At 63.4% G+C, this 13701-nt stretch carries 17 protein-coding genes; 8 read left to right on the forward strand and 9 right to left on the reverse strand.

Translation table 11 applies throughout. The annotated features are described in order from the left end of the window. Positions 1-7: 7 nt before the first annotated feature. Genes AB7828_RS25370 through AB7828_RS25380 form a run of 3 tightly spaced genes read right to left on the reverse strand, consistent with a single transcriptional unit; the run spans position 8 to position 4769 of the window. Positions 8-2821 (reverse strand): DUF4159 domain-containing protein, encoded by a 2814-nt coding sequence (locus tag AB7828_RS25370; protein WP_175368850.1) that lies wholly within the window; start codon positions 2819-2821, stop codon positions 8-10. Further along, entirely contained in the window at positions 2821-3765 is a 945-nt protein-coding gene (locus AB7828_RS25375) for a DUF58 domain-containing protein (protein ID WP_093759617.1), read from the reverse strand. Before AB7828_RS25375 ends, AB7828_RS25370 begins: the two co-directional genes overlap by 1 nt. Next, positions 3765-4769 (reverse strand): AAA family ATPase, encoded by a 1005-nt coding sequence (locus AB7828_RS25380; protein ID WP_089262552.1) that lies wholly within the window; start codon positions 4767-4769, stop codon positions 3765-3767. The genes AB7828_RS25375 and AB7828_RS25380 overlap by 1 nt, the downstream gene beginning before the upstream one ends. A gap of 261 nt (positions 4770-5030) precedes the next feature. Here AB7828_RS25380 and AB7828_RS25385 point away from each other — a divergent pair, with 261 nt between their 5' ends. From AB7828_RS25385 to AB7828_RS25405, 5 genes are read left to right on the forward strand one after another with little or no spacing between them, the layout of a single operon-like run. Further along, the gene (locus AB7828_RS25385; protein ID WP_441231497.1) at positions 5031-5642 is read left to right on the forward strand and encodes a DUF1285 domain-containing protein; all 612 of its coding nucleotides are present in this window, start codon (positions 5031-5033) and stop codon (positions 5640-5642) included. 35 nt (positions 5643-5677) lie between these two features. Then, a complete protein-coding gene (locus tag AB7828_RS25390) occupies positions 5678-6343 on the forward strand; it encodes a CoA pyrophosphatase (protein WP_120288355.1) in 666 nt (221 codons plus the stop codon). Continuing rightward, a complete protein-coding gene (locus AB7828_RS25395; protein WP_120288356.1) occupies positions 6340-6603 on the forward strand; it encodes a DUF6111 family protein in 264 nt (87 codons plus the stop codon). Before AB7828_RS25390 ends, AB7828_RS25395 begins: the two co-directional genes overlap by 4 nt. Further along, entirely contained in the window at positions 6600-7853 is a 1254-nt protein-coding gene (locus AB7828_RS25400; RefSeq protein WP_441231498.1) for a CCA tRNA nucleotidyltransferase, read from the forward strand. The genes AB7828_RS25395 and AB7828_RS25400 overlap by 4 nt, the downstream gene beginning before the upstream one ends. 14 nt (positions 7854-7867) lie before the next feature. Then, positions 7868-8731 (forward strand): serine hydrolase domain-containing protein, encoded by an 864-nt coding sequence (locus AB7828_RS25405; RefSeq protein WP_441231499.1) that lies wholly within the window; start codon positions 7868-7870, stop codon positions 8729-8731. A gap of 47 nt (positions 8732-8778) precedes the next feature. Here the strand turns inward: AB7828_RS25405 and AB7828_RS25410 are convergent, their stop codons facing one another. From AB7828_RS25410 to AB7828_RS25420, 3 genes are all read right to left on the reverse strand, one after another. Then, positions 8779-9030, reverse strand: coding sequence for a YodC family protein (locus AB7828_RS25410; protein WP_093759610.1), 252 nt, complete (start codon positions 9028-9030; stop codon positions 8779-8781). Between the two features lie 82 nt (positions 9031-9112). Continuing rightward, positions 9113-9835 (reverse strand): aspartate/glutamate racemase family protein, encoded by a 723-nt coding sequence (locus AB7828_RS25415; RefSeq protein ID WP_315844328.1) that lies wholly within the window; start codon positions 9833-9835, stop codon positions 9113-9115. 105 nt (positions 9836-9940) lie between these two features. After that, complete coding sequence (locus tag AB7828_RS25420; protein WP_441231500.1) at positions 9941-10315, reverse strand: nuclear transport factor 2 family protein; 375 nt, start codon at positions 10313-10315, stop codon at positions 9941-9943. A gap of 29 nt (positions 10316-10344) precedes the next feature. Here AB7828_RS25420 and AB7828_RS25425 point away from each other — a divergent pair, with 29 nt between their 5' ends. Continuing rightward, complete coding sequence (locus tag AB7828_RS25425) at positions 10345-10824, forward strand: MarR family winged helix-turn-helix transcriptional regulator (RefSeq protein ID WP_441231501.1); 480 nt, start codon at positions 10345-10347, stop codon at positions 10822-10824. Between the two features lie 98 nt (positions 10825-10922). Then, a complete protein-coding gene (locus AB7828_RS25430) occupies positions 10923-11372 on the forward strand; it encodes a PaaI family thioesterase (RefSeq protein ID WP_441231502.1) in 450 nt (149 codons plus the stop codon). A 76-nt stretch (positions 11373-11448) separates the two neighbouring features. Here AB7828_RS25430 and AB7828_RS25435 read toward each other — a convergent pair whose 3' ends face one another. Together AB7828_RS25435 and queE are read right to left on the reverse strand one after the other, a co-directional pair. Beyond that, a complete protein-coding gene (locus AB7828_RS25435) occupies positions 11449-11814 on the reverse strand; it encodes a 6-pyruvoyl trahydropterin synthase family protein (RefSeq protein ID WP_089262534.1) in 366 nt (121 codons plus the stop codon). A 31-nt stretch (positions 11815-11845) separates the two neighbouring features. After that, a complete protein-coding gene (gene queE, locus AB7828_RS25440; RefSeq protein WP_441231503.1) occupies positions 11846-12478 on the reverse strand; it encodes a 7-carboxy-7-deazaguanine synthase in 633 nt (210 codons plus the stop codon). Between the two features lie 192 nt (positions 12479-12670). On the opposite strand from queE, the gene AB7828_RS25445 reads away from it, so the two are divergent. Continuing rightward, positions 12671-13213, forward strand: coding sequence for a hypothetical protein (locus AB7828_RS25445; RefSeq protein ID WP_231078149.1), 543 nt, complete (start codon positions 12671-12673; stop codon positions 13211-13213). On the opposite strand, the gene AB7828_RS25450 is transcribed toward AB7828_RS25445, so the two are convergent. Continuing rightward, complete coding sequence (locus AB7828_RS25450) at positions 13214-13663, reverse strand: tRNA (cytidine(34)-2'-O)-methyltransferase (RefSeq protein WP_089262529.1); 450 nt, start codon at positions 13661-13663, stop codon at positions 13214-13216. Positions 13664-13701 lie beyond the last annotated feature (38 nt).

Here is a 13701-nt window from a genome sequence, read left to right on the forward strand (position 1 = left end):
CGCGCTCCTATTGTCCGAGACGTTCGATGAGCGCCGGCGCGTGCACCTGATCGGCCTTGTAGTTGCCGGTCAGCGTGTACATCACGATGTTGACGCCGGCGCGGAACGCGAATTCGCGTTGCCGCGGTTCGCCGGGCGTCAGCGGCAGCATCGGCTGGCCGTCCGGCCGCATTGCCCAGGCGCCGGCAAGATCGTTCGAGGTGATGATGATCGGCGATACGCCGTCGCCGCCGCGAGCCGGACGCGAGGCAGCGTCATCGCCATCGTCGCGCGGCAGGGTCTCGACCCAGGTCGGTCCGGAATTGAAGCGGCCGGGGAAGTCGCGCAGAAGATAGAAGGTCTTGGTCAGCACATGTTCGCGCGGCACCGGCTCGAGCTCGGGCACATCGAGCGAGGACAGGATATTGCGCAGCGTCAGCATGCCCGGCGTCTGCGACTCGCCATTAGGTCCGGGCGGCGCCTCGACGGCGTCGCGGGTGTCGAACAGCACCGTGCCGCCTTGCTTCATGTAAGCGTCAATGCGGTTGATGGCTTCCTGCGGCGGCTTGGCCGCGCCGGGAATGATCGGCCAGTAGATCAGCGGGAAGAATGACAGTTCGTCGCGAGAAGGATCGACACCGACCGGTTCGCCGGCTTCCAATGCTGTGCGCTGCGCGAGAAACAGCGTCAGTCCGGTCATACCCGACTTCACGATCGAGTCGACATCGGCATTCCCCGTGACGACATAGGCCAGACGCGTCTGAGACACCGCCTTGACTGCGAAATCGTCGCTGGCCGGATCGGCGCGTGACGGCGTCGGCGCGCCGATCACACTCGTCAGCGCGAGAGCAACTGCGAGTGCGGTAGATACAGCGCGGCGACGGAACATCGCGGCAATGGCACCGCCGAGCAGCGCGACGATGATCGCGTCCACCAAAAACAGCGCCAGCGCCGTGGAGAGCAGGATGCCGCGAAGGTCGCGAGGTTCGGCATTGGTGTAGCTGGCGCGGTTGGCCTTCAGGCCTGAGAAATCGATAGGCTCAATGCGATCGGCCGATGCCAGCGCATTCACCGCGAGCGGGCCATCGGCAGGGCCATAGAAGCCCGGCGGGTGATCGAGCGTGGCGCGGTCGCGATAGTCAGCGGCGAGCGGCTTGGCCGTCGATGGCGGCGGGGTGAAGGCACCGAAACCATCAAGGGTGCGCAGCGGCGCAACCGTTTCCGCGCCGGTCTCGCCGGCGACACCTGCGCCGGGCGTGGACGTATAGCCGGAGATATCGACGACCCTGCGCAGCATTTCGACGAAGGTGCCAGACAATGGCAGATCGGACCAGCGCATATCGGCGCTGACATGGAACAGGGTGACGAGACCTTTGCCGCGGCGTTCGCCGGTGACCAGCGGCGTGCCATCGACCAGCGACGCCCAGCTCTTTGAGGCCAGCGCAGCGTTCGGCTCGGCGAGCACCTGGCGGTTCACGGTGATGTCTTTCGGGACAGGCAGACCGGCGAAGGGACCATCGGCGGCGAAGGACGCCAGATGTTGCGGCTTCTCCCAGGTCAGGCTGCCGCCGAGGCTGCGGTCGCCGCGGCGCAGTTTAACCGGGACGAGATCGTCATCGCCTTGCGCGAGGCGTGGGCCGGCAAAGCGCACCAGCACACCGCCTGCATCGATCCAGGCATTCAGACGCTCGCGGATTTCCGGCGACAGCGTGCCGACATCGGCCAGCACGATCATCGGAAGTTTCTGGTCCAAAAATTGCGTGATCGCCTGTTGCGGCGCCCCGCGATCGCCGAGGCGGACGTCAGCGAATGGCGCCAGCGCGCGCGTTAGATAGAAGGTCGAGGCTAGCAGCGGCTGCGCGGTATCGTTGGTGGCGCCCGAAACGATGCCGATGGCGCGACGGCGCCAGCGCTTGTCGAGCAGTTGCACGGCGCCGGCGGAGCGTTCGCCGGTGATTTCAAGCCGCGCGATGTCGTTGCGCAGTTCCACGGGCAGATCGAACGAGGCTTCGGTCTCGCGGTCGTTCGGTGTGAACAGGAACTTGGCTTCGCCAACCGGCGATCCCTTCTGGTCGAGGCCGCGCACCACGCCGCCGTCCGGGCCGCCGCTATTGGCGCGCAGCACCTTCACGGTCATCTTCGCCGCGGCATTTTCCGCTGCGACCAGCGCATGGGCCGGCGTGGCGCCGCCGTCATAGATGGTCAGTGTGCGGTCGCCGATGGTCTTCGCAAGGCCTTGCGTGAAATCCGCGCCACGGCCGGTGTCGACGCCGTCGGAGAGCCAGACGATTTCGCTGTCGCCGGTGGCCTTCAGGAAGCGCTCCAGCGCCGGCAGCGTATCGACGCGGTCGATGGCATAGGGCTTCGGCGAGAGCTGGCGCAGCGCGACGCGTGCGGTGCCGCCGGGTAGCATTGTGATGTCGCGGTTCGGTTCCGACAGCGGAACAAGGGCCACGCCGCGGCGATTGCTGTCGGCATTGGCAATCAGCTCATCCGCCGCCTTGACGCGAGCGTCCCAGCTCGCCGCGGCGCTCCAGCCATCGTCCAGCAAAATCGTCAGCGGGGCGTTGCTGCCGGCAGCTCCGGTCTGCGGATTCCAGACCGGGCCGGCGGCAGCAAAGATGATCAGTGCCGCAGCCAGCAGGCGCAGCAGTGTCAGCCACCACGGCGAGCGCGACGGGGTCTCTTCCTTCGGCGTGATATCGAACAGCAGACGTGTCGGCGGAAACGCGATGCGCTGCGGGCGCGGTGGCATCACGCGCAGCAACCACCATAGCACCGGAAGGCTGATCAGGCCGAGCAGCAGCAGCGGTTGGGCGAAGGCGAGCGGAAAGCCACCGATCATGCTGAACGTCCTGCCTTGACCATGCTGCCGCCGCCGGCAGATTTGTTGACCATCATGCCGCCATGCAGGAACAGCAGCAGCTCAGCCGCCGAGCGGCTGGTGGTGTGTGTCGAGAACAGCCAGCCGAGTTTGGCGGTTTCAGCGCGGATTTCCTCGCGATGCGCGGCGACGCGGGCGACGTAGTCTTCGGCCCAGGTCTGTGCACGGCCGGCGGTGATGACATTGCCGCTTTCCGGCTCGACGAATTCGACGCGGCCGGAATAAGGGAAACTCTCCTCGGCGGGATCGACGACCTGCACCAGTGCGCCATGCGCGCCGGATGACGACAGACCGGCCAGCATCTCCTTGATCTCCGGCATCGGCGACCAGAAGTCGCCGAGCACCACGATCTCGGCCAGTGCTGAGGGCACAAACGAAGGTGGCAGGCTGGCGCGGTTCGTCGTGTCGTGCAGCATCGCCTGCGCCATCTTGTCGATGACGCTGCGGCTGGACGTCGGATTCATCAGGCCGGGCACGCCGACGCGTTCACCGCCGGCCACCAGCAATTCAGCCAGTGCGAAGGTGACGATCAGCGCGCGTTCGAGCTTGCTGTCGCGCGCGCCCTTGGAGGCAAAGGCCATCGACAGCGACCGGTCCGGCCACAGCCAAACGGTGTGCGCGGCTTCCCATTCCTGCTCGCGGACATACAAATGATCGTCGCGCGCCGAACGGCGCCAGTCGACATTCTGCGACGGTTCGCCGGAGACGAAGCGACGATATTGCCAGAAACTTTCGCCATGGCCGGCGCGGCGCCGGCCATGCAGGCCATGGATCACCGTCGCGGCGATGCGCCGGGCCTCCAGCACCAGACGCGGCAGCGATGCAGCAAGCGTACGGCTTTCACCATCGGCGCGGCGGACTGCGATGATCTCCTGCGTGGCGTGATCCGGCGCTGCGGCCATTAACCGATCCGCGTCTTGAGCTGACGGATGACGTCGGGGACCGTGCGACCTTCGGCGCGTGCCGAGAATGTCAGCGCCATACGATGCTTCAGGATCGGTTCGGCGAGATAGAGCACGTCGTCGATCGACGGCGCGAGACGGCCATCGAGCAATGCACGGGCACGCACTGCCAGCATCAGCGACTGTGACGCGCGAGGACCTGGGCCCCAGGCGATCAGCTTGCTGGCATCGCCGGCGTCCGGTCCCGGACGTGCCGAGCGCACCAATGTAAGAATCGCTTCGACCACGCTGTCGCCGACCGGCAGACGGCGGATTAGGCGCTGCGCGGTAATCAGCGTTTCAGCGGTCACGGCAGCCTTGGCGATGGTTTCTTCGGCGCCGGTGGTTTCGAACAGGATGCGGCGTTCAGCATCGCGATCCGGATAATCGACGTCGATCTCCATCAGGAAGCGATCGAGCTGCGCTTCCGGCAGCGGATAGGTGCCTTCCTGTTCCAGCGGATTCTGCGTGGCCAGCACATGGAACGGCTTCGGCAGATCGTGCCGGGCGCCGGCGACGGTGATGTGCTGTTCCTGCATCGCCTGCAGCAATGCGGATTGCGTGCGCGGCGAGGCGCGGTTGATTTCGTCGGCCATCAGAAGCTGTGCGAAGACAGGTCCCGAGATGAAGCGGAACGAGCGCTTGCCGGCGACGCTCTCGTCGAGCACTTCGGCGCCGAGAATGTCTGAAGGCATCAGGTCGGGGGTGAACTGGATGCGCTTGGCATCGAGGCCGAGCGTGACGCCCAGCGTTTCCACCAGCTTGGTTTTGGCGAGGCCCGGAACACCGATCAGCAGCGCATGGCCGCCGGACAGGATGGTCACCAGCGTGTTTTCGACGACGCGTTCCTGGCCGAAGATGACAGTGGAGATCGCTTCCTTGGCGGCGCGCATCTGGCCAGCCACCTGTTCCGCGGAGCGGACAATCACGTCTTCGAGTTTCTCGACACTGTCAGCGCCAGCCATCCATTGCTCCTTAGGGTGAACGGCGCCTGAAATACGCCGCCGCATTTGTCGTCACGCCATCTTAGTATTCCATGGACCTGATGCTAAACTTAAGCGAAGGCCATGTATTTGTTGAATTAAACTATCCCCACAATATCGGGATGCGGCTATGAACTGCATCACGTTGTGGCGAGTTTGAATGTGACACCGCACGTTTCAAGACTTGAGGTTCAAGACTTGCACCAAACGTGCCAAATGGCAGTGGTAAAGTCAGGGCAAACAATGGCGAAGCAAGGGCAGATCGCAAATCAGGGGCTGGATGGCCTGACCACTGCGGCGAGGGATGCGGCGGCCAACGGTAAAGCCGGCAGGGGCCTGCCGCCGGTGCATCTGTGGAATCCGCCATTCTGCGGCGATCTCGACATGCGAATCGCTGGCGATGGTACGTGGTTCTATTTGGGAACGCCGATCGGCCGGCCCGCTTTGGTGCGCCTGTTCTCAACGATCCTGAAGCGTGAGGGCGGCAAGCACTTTCTCGTGACTCCGGTGGAGAAGGTCGGCATCACCGTGGACGATGCTCCTTTTCTCGCCGTCGAGATGCTCAAGGAGCAGGACACGCGCGGCACGGTGTTGAAGTTTCGCACCAATGTGGATGATTGGGTGGAGTGTGACAGCATACACCGGCTGCGATTCGAGATGGCTGAAGACGGCGGGCTGACGCCCTACCTGCATGTCCGCAGTGACCTGTGGGCCAAGGTGACGCGGGCGGTCTATTACGATCTGGTTGACATGGGCGAGGAGCGGATGGTCGATGGTATCGCGATGTTCGGCATCGCCTCCGCGGGCGCGTTTTTCGCCATGGCCGATGCGGAGCAGGTCAGGGAAGCTACATAAGTGAGCCGATTGAAGTGAGCCGGGCGAATGAGCCGATGCTGAAGACCGACGCGGATGCCGCGGATATCGGTTCAGTTGAGTTTTTCAAGCGGGCGAAGGCACGCCTGAATTTCGATGTGCCCGAGGGGCTCACCGACGCCAGCATCGTTCCCGTCACCGGCGATGCCGGCAACGACCGCATGATCCAGATCGTGGCGCAGGAGCGGCCGATCCGCCCGGCCGCGGTCCTGATCGGCATCGTCGAACACGAACAACCAACTGTGCTGCTTACCCAGCGCTCCGCGCATCTCAACGATCATGCCGGACAGATCTCGTTTCCCGGTGGCAAGATCGATCCGACCGATGTCTCGCCGCTGGACGCCGCGTTGCGCGAGGCCGAGGAGGAAATCGGTCTCGATCGCTCCTTCGTCGAGCCGATCGGTTATCTCGATCTCTATGCAACCGGCTTCGGCTTTCGCATCCTGCCGACGCTGGCGCGGGTGAAGCCGGGCTTCAGTCTCACGATCAACGAGAACGAAGTCGAAAGCGCATTCGAGGTGCCGCTGGCGTTTCTGATGGACCCCGCCAATCATCAGTTGCACAGCAAGGAATTCCGCGGCATGGAGCGGTCCTATTACGCGATGCCGTTCGCCGAACGTTATATTTGGGGCGCTACCGCAGGCATCCTGCGCGTGCTGTATGAACGGATCGTGCTCACATGATCCGTCCGGTTCTGACCGAAGTCGGCATTTTCCTCATCCCGTTCGCGCTTTATGCCATTTTCCTCATCGCGACCAAGAATGGCGTGACACTGAAATCGTCATGGCCGATGCCGGTGATGATCAGGCTCGCCATCGCTGCCGCCGTGCTGGTGATTGTCAGCCTCGTGCTGCTGGCGCAGTTTTCCGGCGCGCCGCCGGGATCGACCTATGTCCCGGCGCATATCGAAAACGGCAGGCTGGTTCCCGGGGTCGAAAGATGAGCGTGCGCAAACTGCCCGACGCGCCGTGGCTCACGTCAGGACCGTCCGGGCAGGTGCTGGCGCTGCTCAATGGCAATGGCGAGGAAGCCCGCGCGGTCGGCGGCGCTGTGCGCAACGCTCTGATGAAATTGCCAGTGGGCGAAATCGATATCGCCACGACGGCCATGCCCGATGAAGTGATCCGCCGCGCCAAGGCGGCCCATATCAAGAGCGTACCGACGGGCATTGAGCACGGTACGGTGACGCTGGTGGTCGATGGCGCACCGTTCGAGATCACGACATTGCGCGAAGACGTCGAGACCTTTGGCCGCAAGGCCAAGGTGGCATTCGGGCGCGACTGGAAGCGCGATGCCGAACGACGTGATTTCACGATGAACGGTCTTTCCGCATCCATCGACGGCGTAGTGCACGATTATGTCGGCGGCCTCTCCGATCTCGATGCCCGGCGGGTGCGCTTCATCGGCGATCCCGATAGGCGCATCGCCGAAGACTATCTGCGCATTCTCAGGTTCTTCCGCATTCATGCCGCCTATGGCGCCGGGGTACCGGATCGCGAAGGTTATCTCGCCAGCATTCGCGGCCGCGATGGACTGGCGGGAATATCGGCCGAACGTATCAGGATGGAGCTGCTGAAGCTGCTGGTGGCCGATGGGGCCTTCACGGCGGTGGATGCGATGGTCGATGCCGGCCTGATGCTACGGATCGCGGGCGGCGTCACCTACAAGGGACCATTCGCGGCGATGATCGCCATCGAGCAGGTGCTTGGGCAAAAACCCGATGCGGTTCTGCGGCTTGGCGCGCTCGGCGTGGCTGTCACCGAGGATGCGCGGCGACTAGCTCAAAGGCTGCGGCTGTCCAATGACGAAACAAAGGCCTTGGATTCCATGGGCCATCGCTGGTGGCGGCTGAAGGGCATGGATGAATCCCATGCCCGGCGGCGGCTCTATCGCTTGGGCGAAACCCGTTATCGCAACCGCATGATGCTGGCCTGGGCGCGCGCCGGCCGCGAAGCCGACAGCGAGGTCTGGAAGGCGCTCGTAACCTTGCCGGAGCGGTGGACTCCGCCGGTGTTTCCGCTCAGGGCTGCCGACTTCATGGCGCGCGGCATCGCCAAGGGCCCGGCGCTCGGCCATGTGCTGGCGTTGGCGGAAGATGCCTGGCTGGCGCTGGACTTTCCGATGGAGGTCGATGTGTTGACTGTTATCGCCGACCAGACGATTGCGCGATTCAAGCACGACCATCAGCTCTAAGTCTCGACGGCACCATGAAGCATGTCATTCGCCCCGGTTCTGCCGATATCAGCGATGATGCCGACGTCGTTGTGCCGTGGTGGAGTTTCACCAAGACGCTGATTGCCGCCACGGCACTGACCATGGTGCGTGATGGACAGTTGGCTCTGGATGATGCGTTGCCGGGCGAGTCCTTTACGCTCCGCCAGTTGTTGCAGCATCGCGCCGGTCTGGCCGACTACGGTTCTGTTACGGCCTACCATGCGGCTGTCGCTGCCAATGAAGACGCGTGGCCGGTGGACCGGCTGCTGCATTCAGTTTCTGCTCTGCATGCCGAAATTGAGCCGGGCCATTTTGCCTATTCGAATGTCGGCTATTTGCTGGTCAGGCAGCATCTCGAACAAGTGAGCGGGTTGACCCTCGATGCGCTGATGCAACGGCGATTGTTCGAATCGCTCGGTGTGGTCGGGCCGCGCATCGCCAATCAACGCAGCGATCTCGCCGATGTCCGGATGGGCAATGCGCAGTCTTACGATCCGCGCTGGGTCTATCACGGGCTGGCGGTCGGGACATTGCGCGATGCCGCAATGCTGTTGCACCGCTTGATGACGACGGACTTGCTGCCTGTGGGGCTGCGCGACGAGATGTGCCACGGAATCGCAGTGGGTGATCCCGGTACAGGACGTCCGTGGCAACACGCGGCTTACGGCCTTGGCGTTATGGCTGGAACGACAACCAGTAATTTACGCGTCGTCGGGCATACCGGCGGCGGTCCGGGCAGTGGCATCGCCGTCTATCATTGTCCCGAACATGCGCAAGCAACCGTTGCGGTCTTCGCGACCGACGGTGCTGCAGGCAATATCGAGGCGGACGCGTTCAAACTCGGTCTGCAAAGATGAGCAACAAGCCGCCGCCGGACATTTGCGCCCGGCGGCGGACGGCCTGATCAGGCCACCTTGCTCTTGTGCTCTTCTTCTTCGTCGTCGTGTTCTTCAGCTTCGTCCTCTTCGCTCTCGTCTTCGTCGTCATGCGGGATGACGAGGGCGAGTTCGAGCACGGCACGCGGAAGGGTCTCGCGGAACAGATCGCCTTCCTCGCCCAGCCAGATGCATTCGATGTTGTCGCCGTCAACGTCGGCCACGGTCAGCGGGCAACCGCCCGACTTCAGCATGACGACATCGCCTGATTTCAATTCCATGGTCGGCTCCCGAAATGTGTTTGACGCGCACTGAGTCTAGCTCCGCGTCATGACAGGCCGAACACGGGGATGTTTCTGTCAGCTATTTTTGCTGAAGCAGTTTTGCGAGTTCCGCGCCGAGGCCGACGCTCTCCAGCGCAGGCGGCGGGCTGCTGTCGAGACCTTTCGCTGCTGCGGCGATCACGGCACGCGTGCCGGTTTCGACGGAACACAAGACGGGTACCGGCACGTCAGCTTGGATGCGAGACGCAAGGCCGGCGAGTGCTGCGCCGCCAAGGATCACGACCTCGGCCCCGTCGTCCGTGGCACAGGCCGTGCAAGCGCTGGCGAGCGCGGCCAGTGCTGCATCGGGATTCCGCGCGATATCGCCGCCGGTCGGTGCGATGGTGCGCACCTTGGCGAGCTTGTCGGCCAAGCCGATGCTCCCGACGAATTCCCGGAGCATCGGCCCCCAGAGCGCGCCGCCCGTCACAATGGCGAAACGCCCGCGTCTGGACGCCTCGATGCAGGACGCTTCGGCCATGCCGACCACGGGAACGTCTGCAATTTCGCGCAGCGCCAGCAGGCCGGGGTCGCCGAAACAGGCGAGGTAGACCGCATCGCAGCCGGCGCCATGAGAAGCATAGGCGTCGAGCGCCGCATGGCCTGCGATGGCCGCCGAGGCGCGCGTTGAAATATAGCGGGCGCCGAATCGGCCAGTCACCGGCACAAAGGTCGCGGCATCGCCGGCTATGGCCTCGACATGCCGTTTTACGAGCGTGGTGACGCTCTCGGTGGTGTTGGGATTGATCAGCAGGATGCGCACGGGATGGGCTCTCGATGACTCCGTCCACTATAGGCGCCAGTGCGAGAAATGCACGGCGATCATCGAAACGCACGCGGGCGCATGAGACGTGCCGCCCGCGCCGTCCTAGCTGCCGGCGCCATAATAGGCTTCGCTGCGGACGATCTGGTGATCGGCATCGAAATCCATCATCTCGCACGCCCGGGTCGGTCCACCGGGCAGCGGCGCGCTCCACCAGACCGTCAGGCGCTGTAACGCGCCGTCCCAGGCGGCGCTCTCCAGGGTGAGATGTGGCTCGGATAGCCCGCCATAGGCGGCGTGCCAGTAGGTGCGAATGGCGTCGCGTCCCTTTATGGTGGATGATCCCGCCAGTTTCGTTGCCAGCGGGCTGCGCATCTCACCTTCGGGAGCAAAATGATCAACGATCGTATCGATCGCGAGCCGATTCCAGTTTGCAGCCCATTGCTGCGCGAATGCCATCGCGTCCTGCCGCGTCAACATGAGTCCCGTCTCCCTGTCGTGAGCCTTCGATGAGCCCATCTCCCAGAAAACCTAGCATCGCCGTTTCTCAAGTCAATGATATTGACCTTAAGAAACTCGATCCGCTCGATGACGCACTCGCGCTGATGTATTTCGGATGGCGCGGGATGACGCGCGCGGCTGACGAGTATCTGGCAACGGTCGGCCTGTCGCGGGTCCACCATCGCATTCTCTATGCCGTGCTGCGCGGCGATGGCATCACGATGTCGGATCTGCTGGCGATCCTGCAGATTTCGAAACAGGCGCTGCATCGCCCGATGAAGCAGCTGCTCGATGAGGGCTATGTGGCCGTCAAGCGCGATCCCGCGCGGCATCGTTTCAAGATTCTCGAACTGACGCCCGCCGGCCGTGCTGTCGAGCGCATCGCATCCGGCCATGAGCGCAAGATCATGGCCCGCGCCTTCAAGAAGGCGGGGGCGGGCAGCCAGGCCGCATGGTCGGCGGTGATGGCGGAGGCGGCGCGCGACTAGCCAAGTTCAAGTCTTGAGGTCAACAATATTGACTTGAAAGGCAAGCTCTGCCATCCCGGTCCCATAACAAGGATGTTCACGGGACGGCGGAGGCAAACATGACAACTGAGATTGGTGACGCGAGCAGCGGCCTTGAGCTTGTGCAGCAGGCCTTCGCCGCAGGCGGATTTGCGCGCGGCATCGGCCGCACACTCGGCATCAAGGGCGAGTCCGCAGAGCAGGGCAAGGTTGTGCTGGTCGGCTCGCCGAACGAGGATCACTACAATCCGCTCGGAACGGTGCATGGCGGTTACGCGGCCACGATGCTGGACGGCGCCATCGCATTGGCAGTGCAGACCTCGCTGCCTGCGGGCACTGGTTACGCGACGCTCGATCTCAAGGTCACCTACATTCGCGCTATGACGGCTGCATCAGGGCCGATCCGCGCCGAGGGCCGTATTATTCACATGGGACGCAGGATGGCCGCGACGGAGGGTACGCTGACCGACAAGGATGGCAGGCTTTGCGCCCATGCCACCGCCACCTGCATGATCACGGGAAAAGACTAGAGCATCATCCCGAAAAGTGGATACCGGTTTTCGTCGACAAACGAATTCGTTTGTCGAGAGATCTCCAATAGAGACTCTAGCCCTTCGGCCCGAAATACACGCAGCTCTCGTTGCAGCTGTCGCGAAACACGCCGACGCGGACGACCGGAGCCTTATCGGCGACGCGGTCCCAGATGAAGCGCGAGAGATTTTCCAGCGTCGGAATGCCGATCGCTTCGATCTTGTTGAGAAACTTGTGGTCGAGCGTCTTGCGCAGCTCGTCGAGGCTGCGGTCGAGCAAGCCGAGATCCATCACCATCCCGGTCACGGGATCCGGCACGCCGCGGATGGTGACTTCGGCGCGGAAGGAGTGGCCATGGATTTCCTGGCTCACTTCGCCGAGCGTGGTGTGAGACAGCGCATGCGCCGCCTCGAAGCGAAACGATTTGGTCAGTTCCCACATAGGAAGTCGTCGTCCTTAGAAGTCCGGGTCCTTAGCGGATCCCAAGTGTCTTGTGTGTCTGCACGCTTAGCCGCCATTGCGGGTGGCGTAGGCAGTAGTCCACTGCGTCAGCGGTATTGCTGATGGCGTCCGGCCCGTCCATCGGCTGCAATGAGAAACGCTCGAAGGTGAGGCCTTCGAATTTCTCCGGCATCGCCTGTGGTTGCGGATAGACCAGCTTCAATTCGTGTCCGCTGTGCACCACCAGTTCCGCACCGGCCTTCGGGCTCACGCAGATCCAGTCGATGCCTTCGGGCGGCGCGACCGTGCCGTTGGTCTCGACGCCGATCTCGAAGTCGCGCGCATGCAATGCGTCGATCAGTTCGGCGTCCACCTGCAGCAGCGGCTCGCCGCCGGTCAGCACCACATAGCGGTTATCGGAAGGGCCCACCCATTGCGCGGCGATGGTGTCGGCGAGTTTGTCGGCGGTGGGGTAACGACCGCCCAAAGTGCCGTCCATGCCGACGAAGTCGGTGTCGCAGAACTGGCAGGTGGAGTCGGCGCGGTCCTGCTCCCGGCCGGTCCAGAGGTTGCAGCCCGAGAACCGGCAGAAGACGGACGCGCGGCCGGCATGGGCACCTTCGCCCTGCAGCGTCAGGAAGATTTCTTTGACCGCATAACTCACTGTTTAAGCTCTCTAAAACCGGCATGTCCGATCCGGCTCGGGCCACGTCTCGGTTCCATATGGGGTAAGCGGCGGCTCTTAGCACGGCTGGGCCGTGGATGTCCCGGCCGATCACCGACATGTCAATTGCGATGTCCGGCGCGGGCCGCCAAAGGTCGATGACATCACGTCAAATTGTCGCACCTGGATACCATGCAGCCGTCGCTCGTCACATCCGGCAGTTCCGCCGCCGCCACGCGTACGTGCGGGACCTGCACCATGTGCTGCAAGGTCTATCGCATCGACGACCTCGCCAAGCCGGCGGGCAAGTGGTGCAAGCATTGCGCGATCGCGCAGGGCTGCAAGATCTATGACACCCGACCACAGCAATGCCGCGCCTTCGATTGCGTCTGGATCCAGGACGACGAGATGCCGGAGTCCTGGAAGCCGGAAAACTCAAAGATCGTGTTTTCGGTCTATCCGACCACCGGCTTCATCTATGGCCAGGTCGATCCCGGCACGCCTTTCGCCTGGCAGAAGGAGCCGATCCATTCCGGCCTGATCGCCTGGTCGGAGAAGCTGCTGGCAGAACGTCGCCACCTGCTGATCTTCGTTGGTGGCAATGCCACGCTGATCATGCCCACCGGCCCGGTGCCGATCGGCCCGATGTCGCCGGCGGATGGCTTCATCATCCGCGAAACCTTCACGGCGAAGGGCAAGGACTACATCGCCACGCGTGTGCCGAGCGGGCGGTAGTCAGCCGCGCACCTGCCGCAGTGCCTCTCCCAATGCCATGGCCACCGTCATCGCCAGATTGATCGAGCGCAGGCTCTCACGCATGGGAATAACAACGCGGCTGTCTGCAGCAGCCGCGACATCCTCCGGCACACCGGCGCTCTCGCGGCCGAACAGCAGAATCTCATCGTCAGAATAGCGATGGTCGAGATAGGGCTCCGCGCCCTTGGTCGTGAACAAGGCGAGCCGATACTTCGCCTCGCGCCGCCAGTCCTCGAAATGCCGCCAGGAATCGTGCCGGACGATGGAGACCTGATCGAGATAGTCCATGCCGGCGCGGCGGAAATGGCGGTCGGAGGTCGGAAAGCCCGCCGGTTCGATAATATGCGCTTCGACATCGAGACAGGCACAGAGCCGCAGGATGGTGCCGGTGTTCTGCGGAATGTCAGGCTGGTAGAGGGCGATGCGCACGGCGGACTTTCTCCGGCCGCATCTTGATCGACGCGACC

Origin of the sequence: Tardiphaga sp. 215_C5_N2_1 (assembly GCF_052076055.1) — a bacterium.
In the GTDB taxonomy this organism is placed as follows: Bacteria; Pseudomonadota; Alphaproteobacteria; order Rhizobiales; family Xanthobacteraceae; genus Tardiphaga; species Tardiphaga robiniae.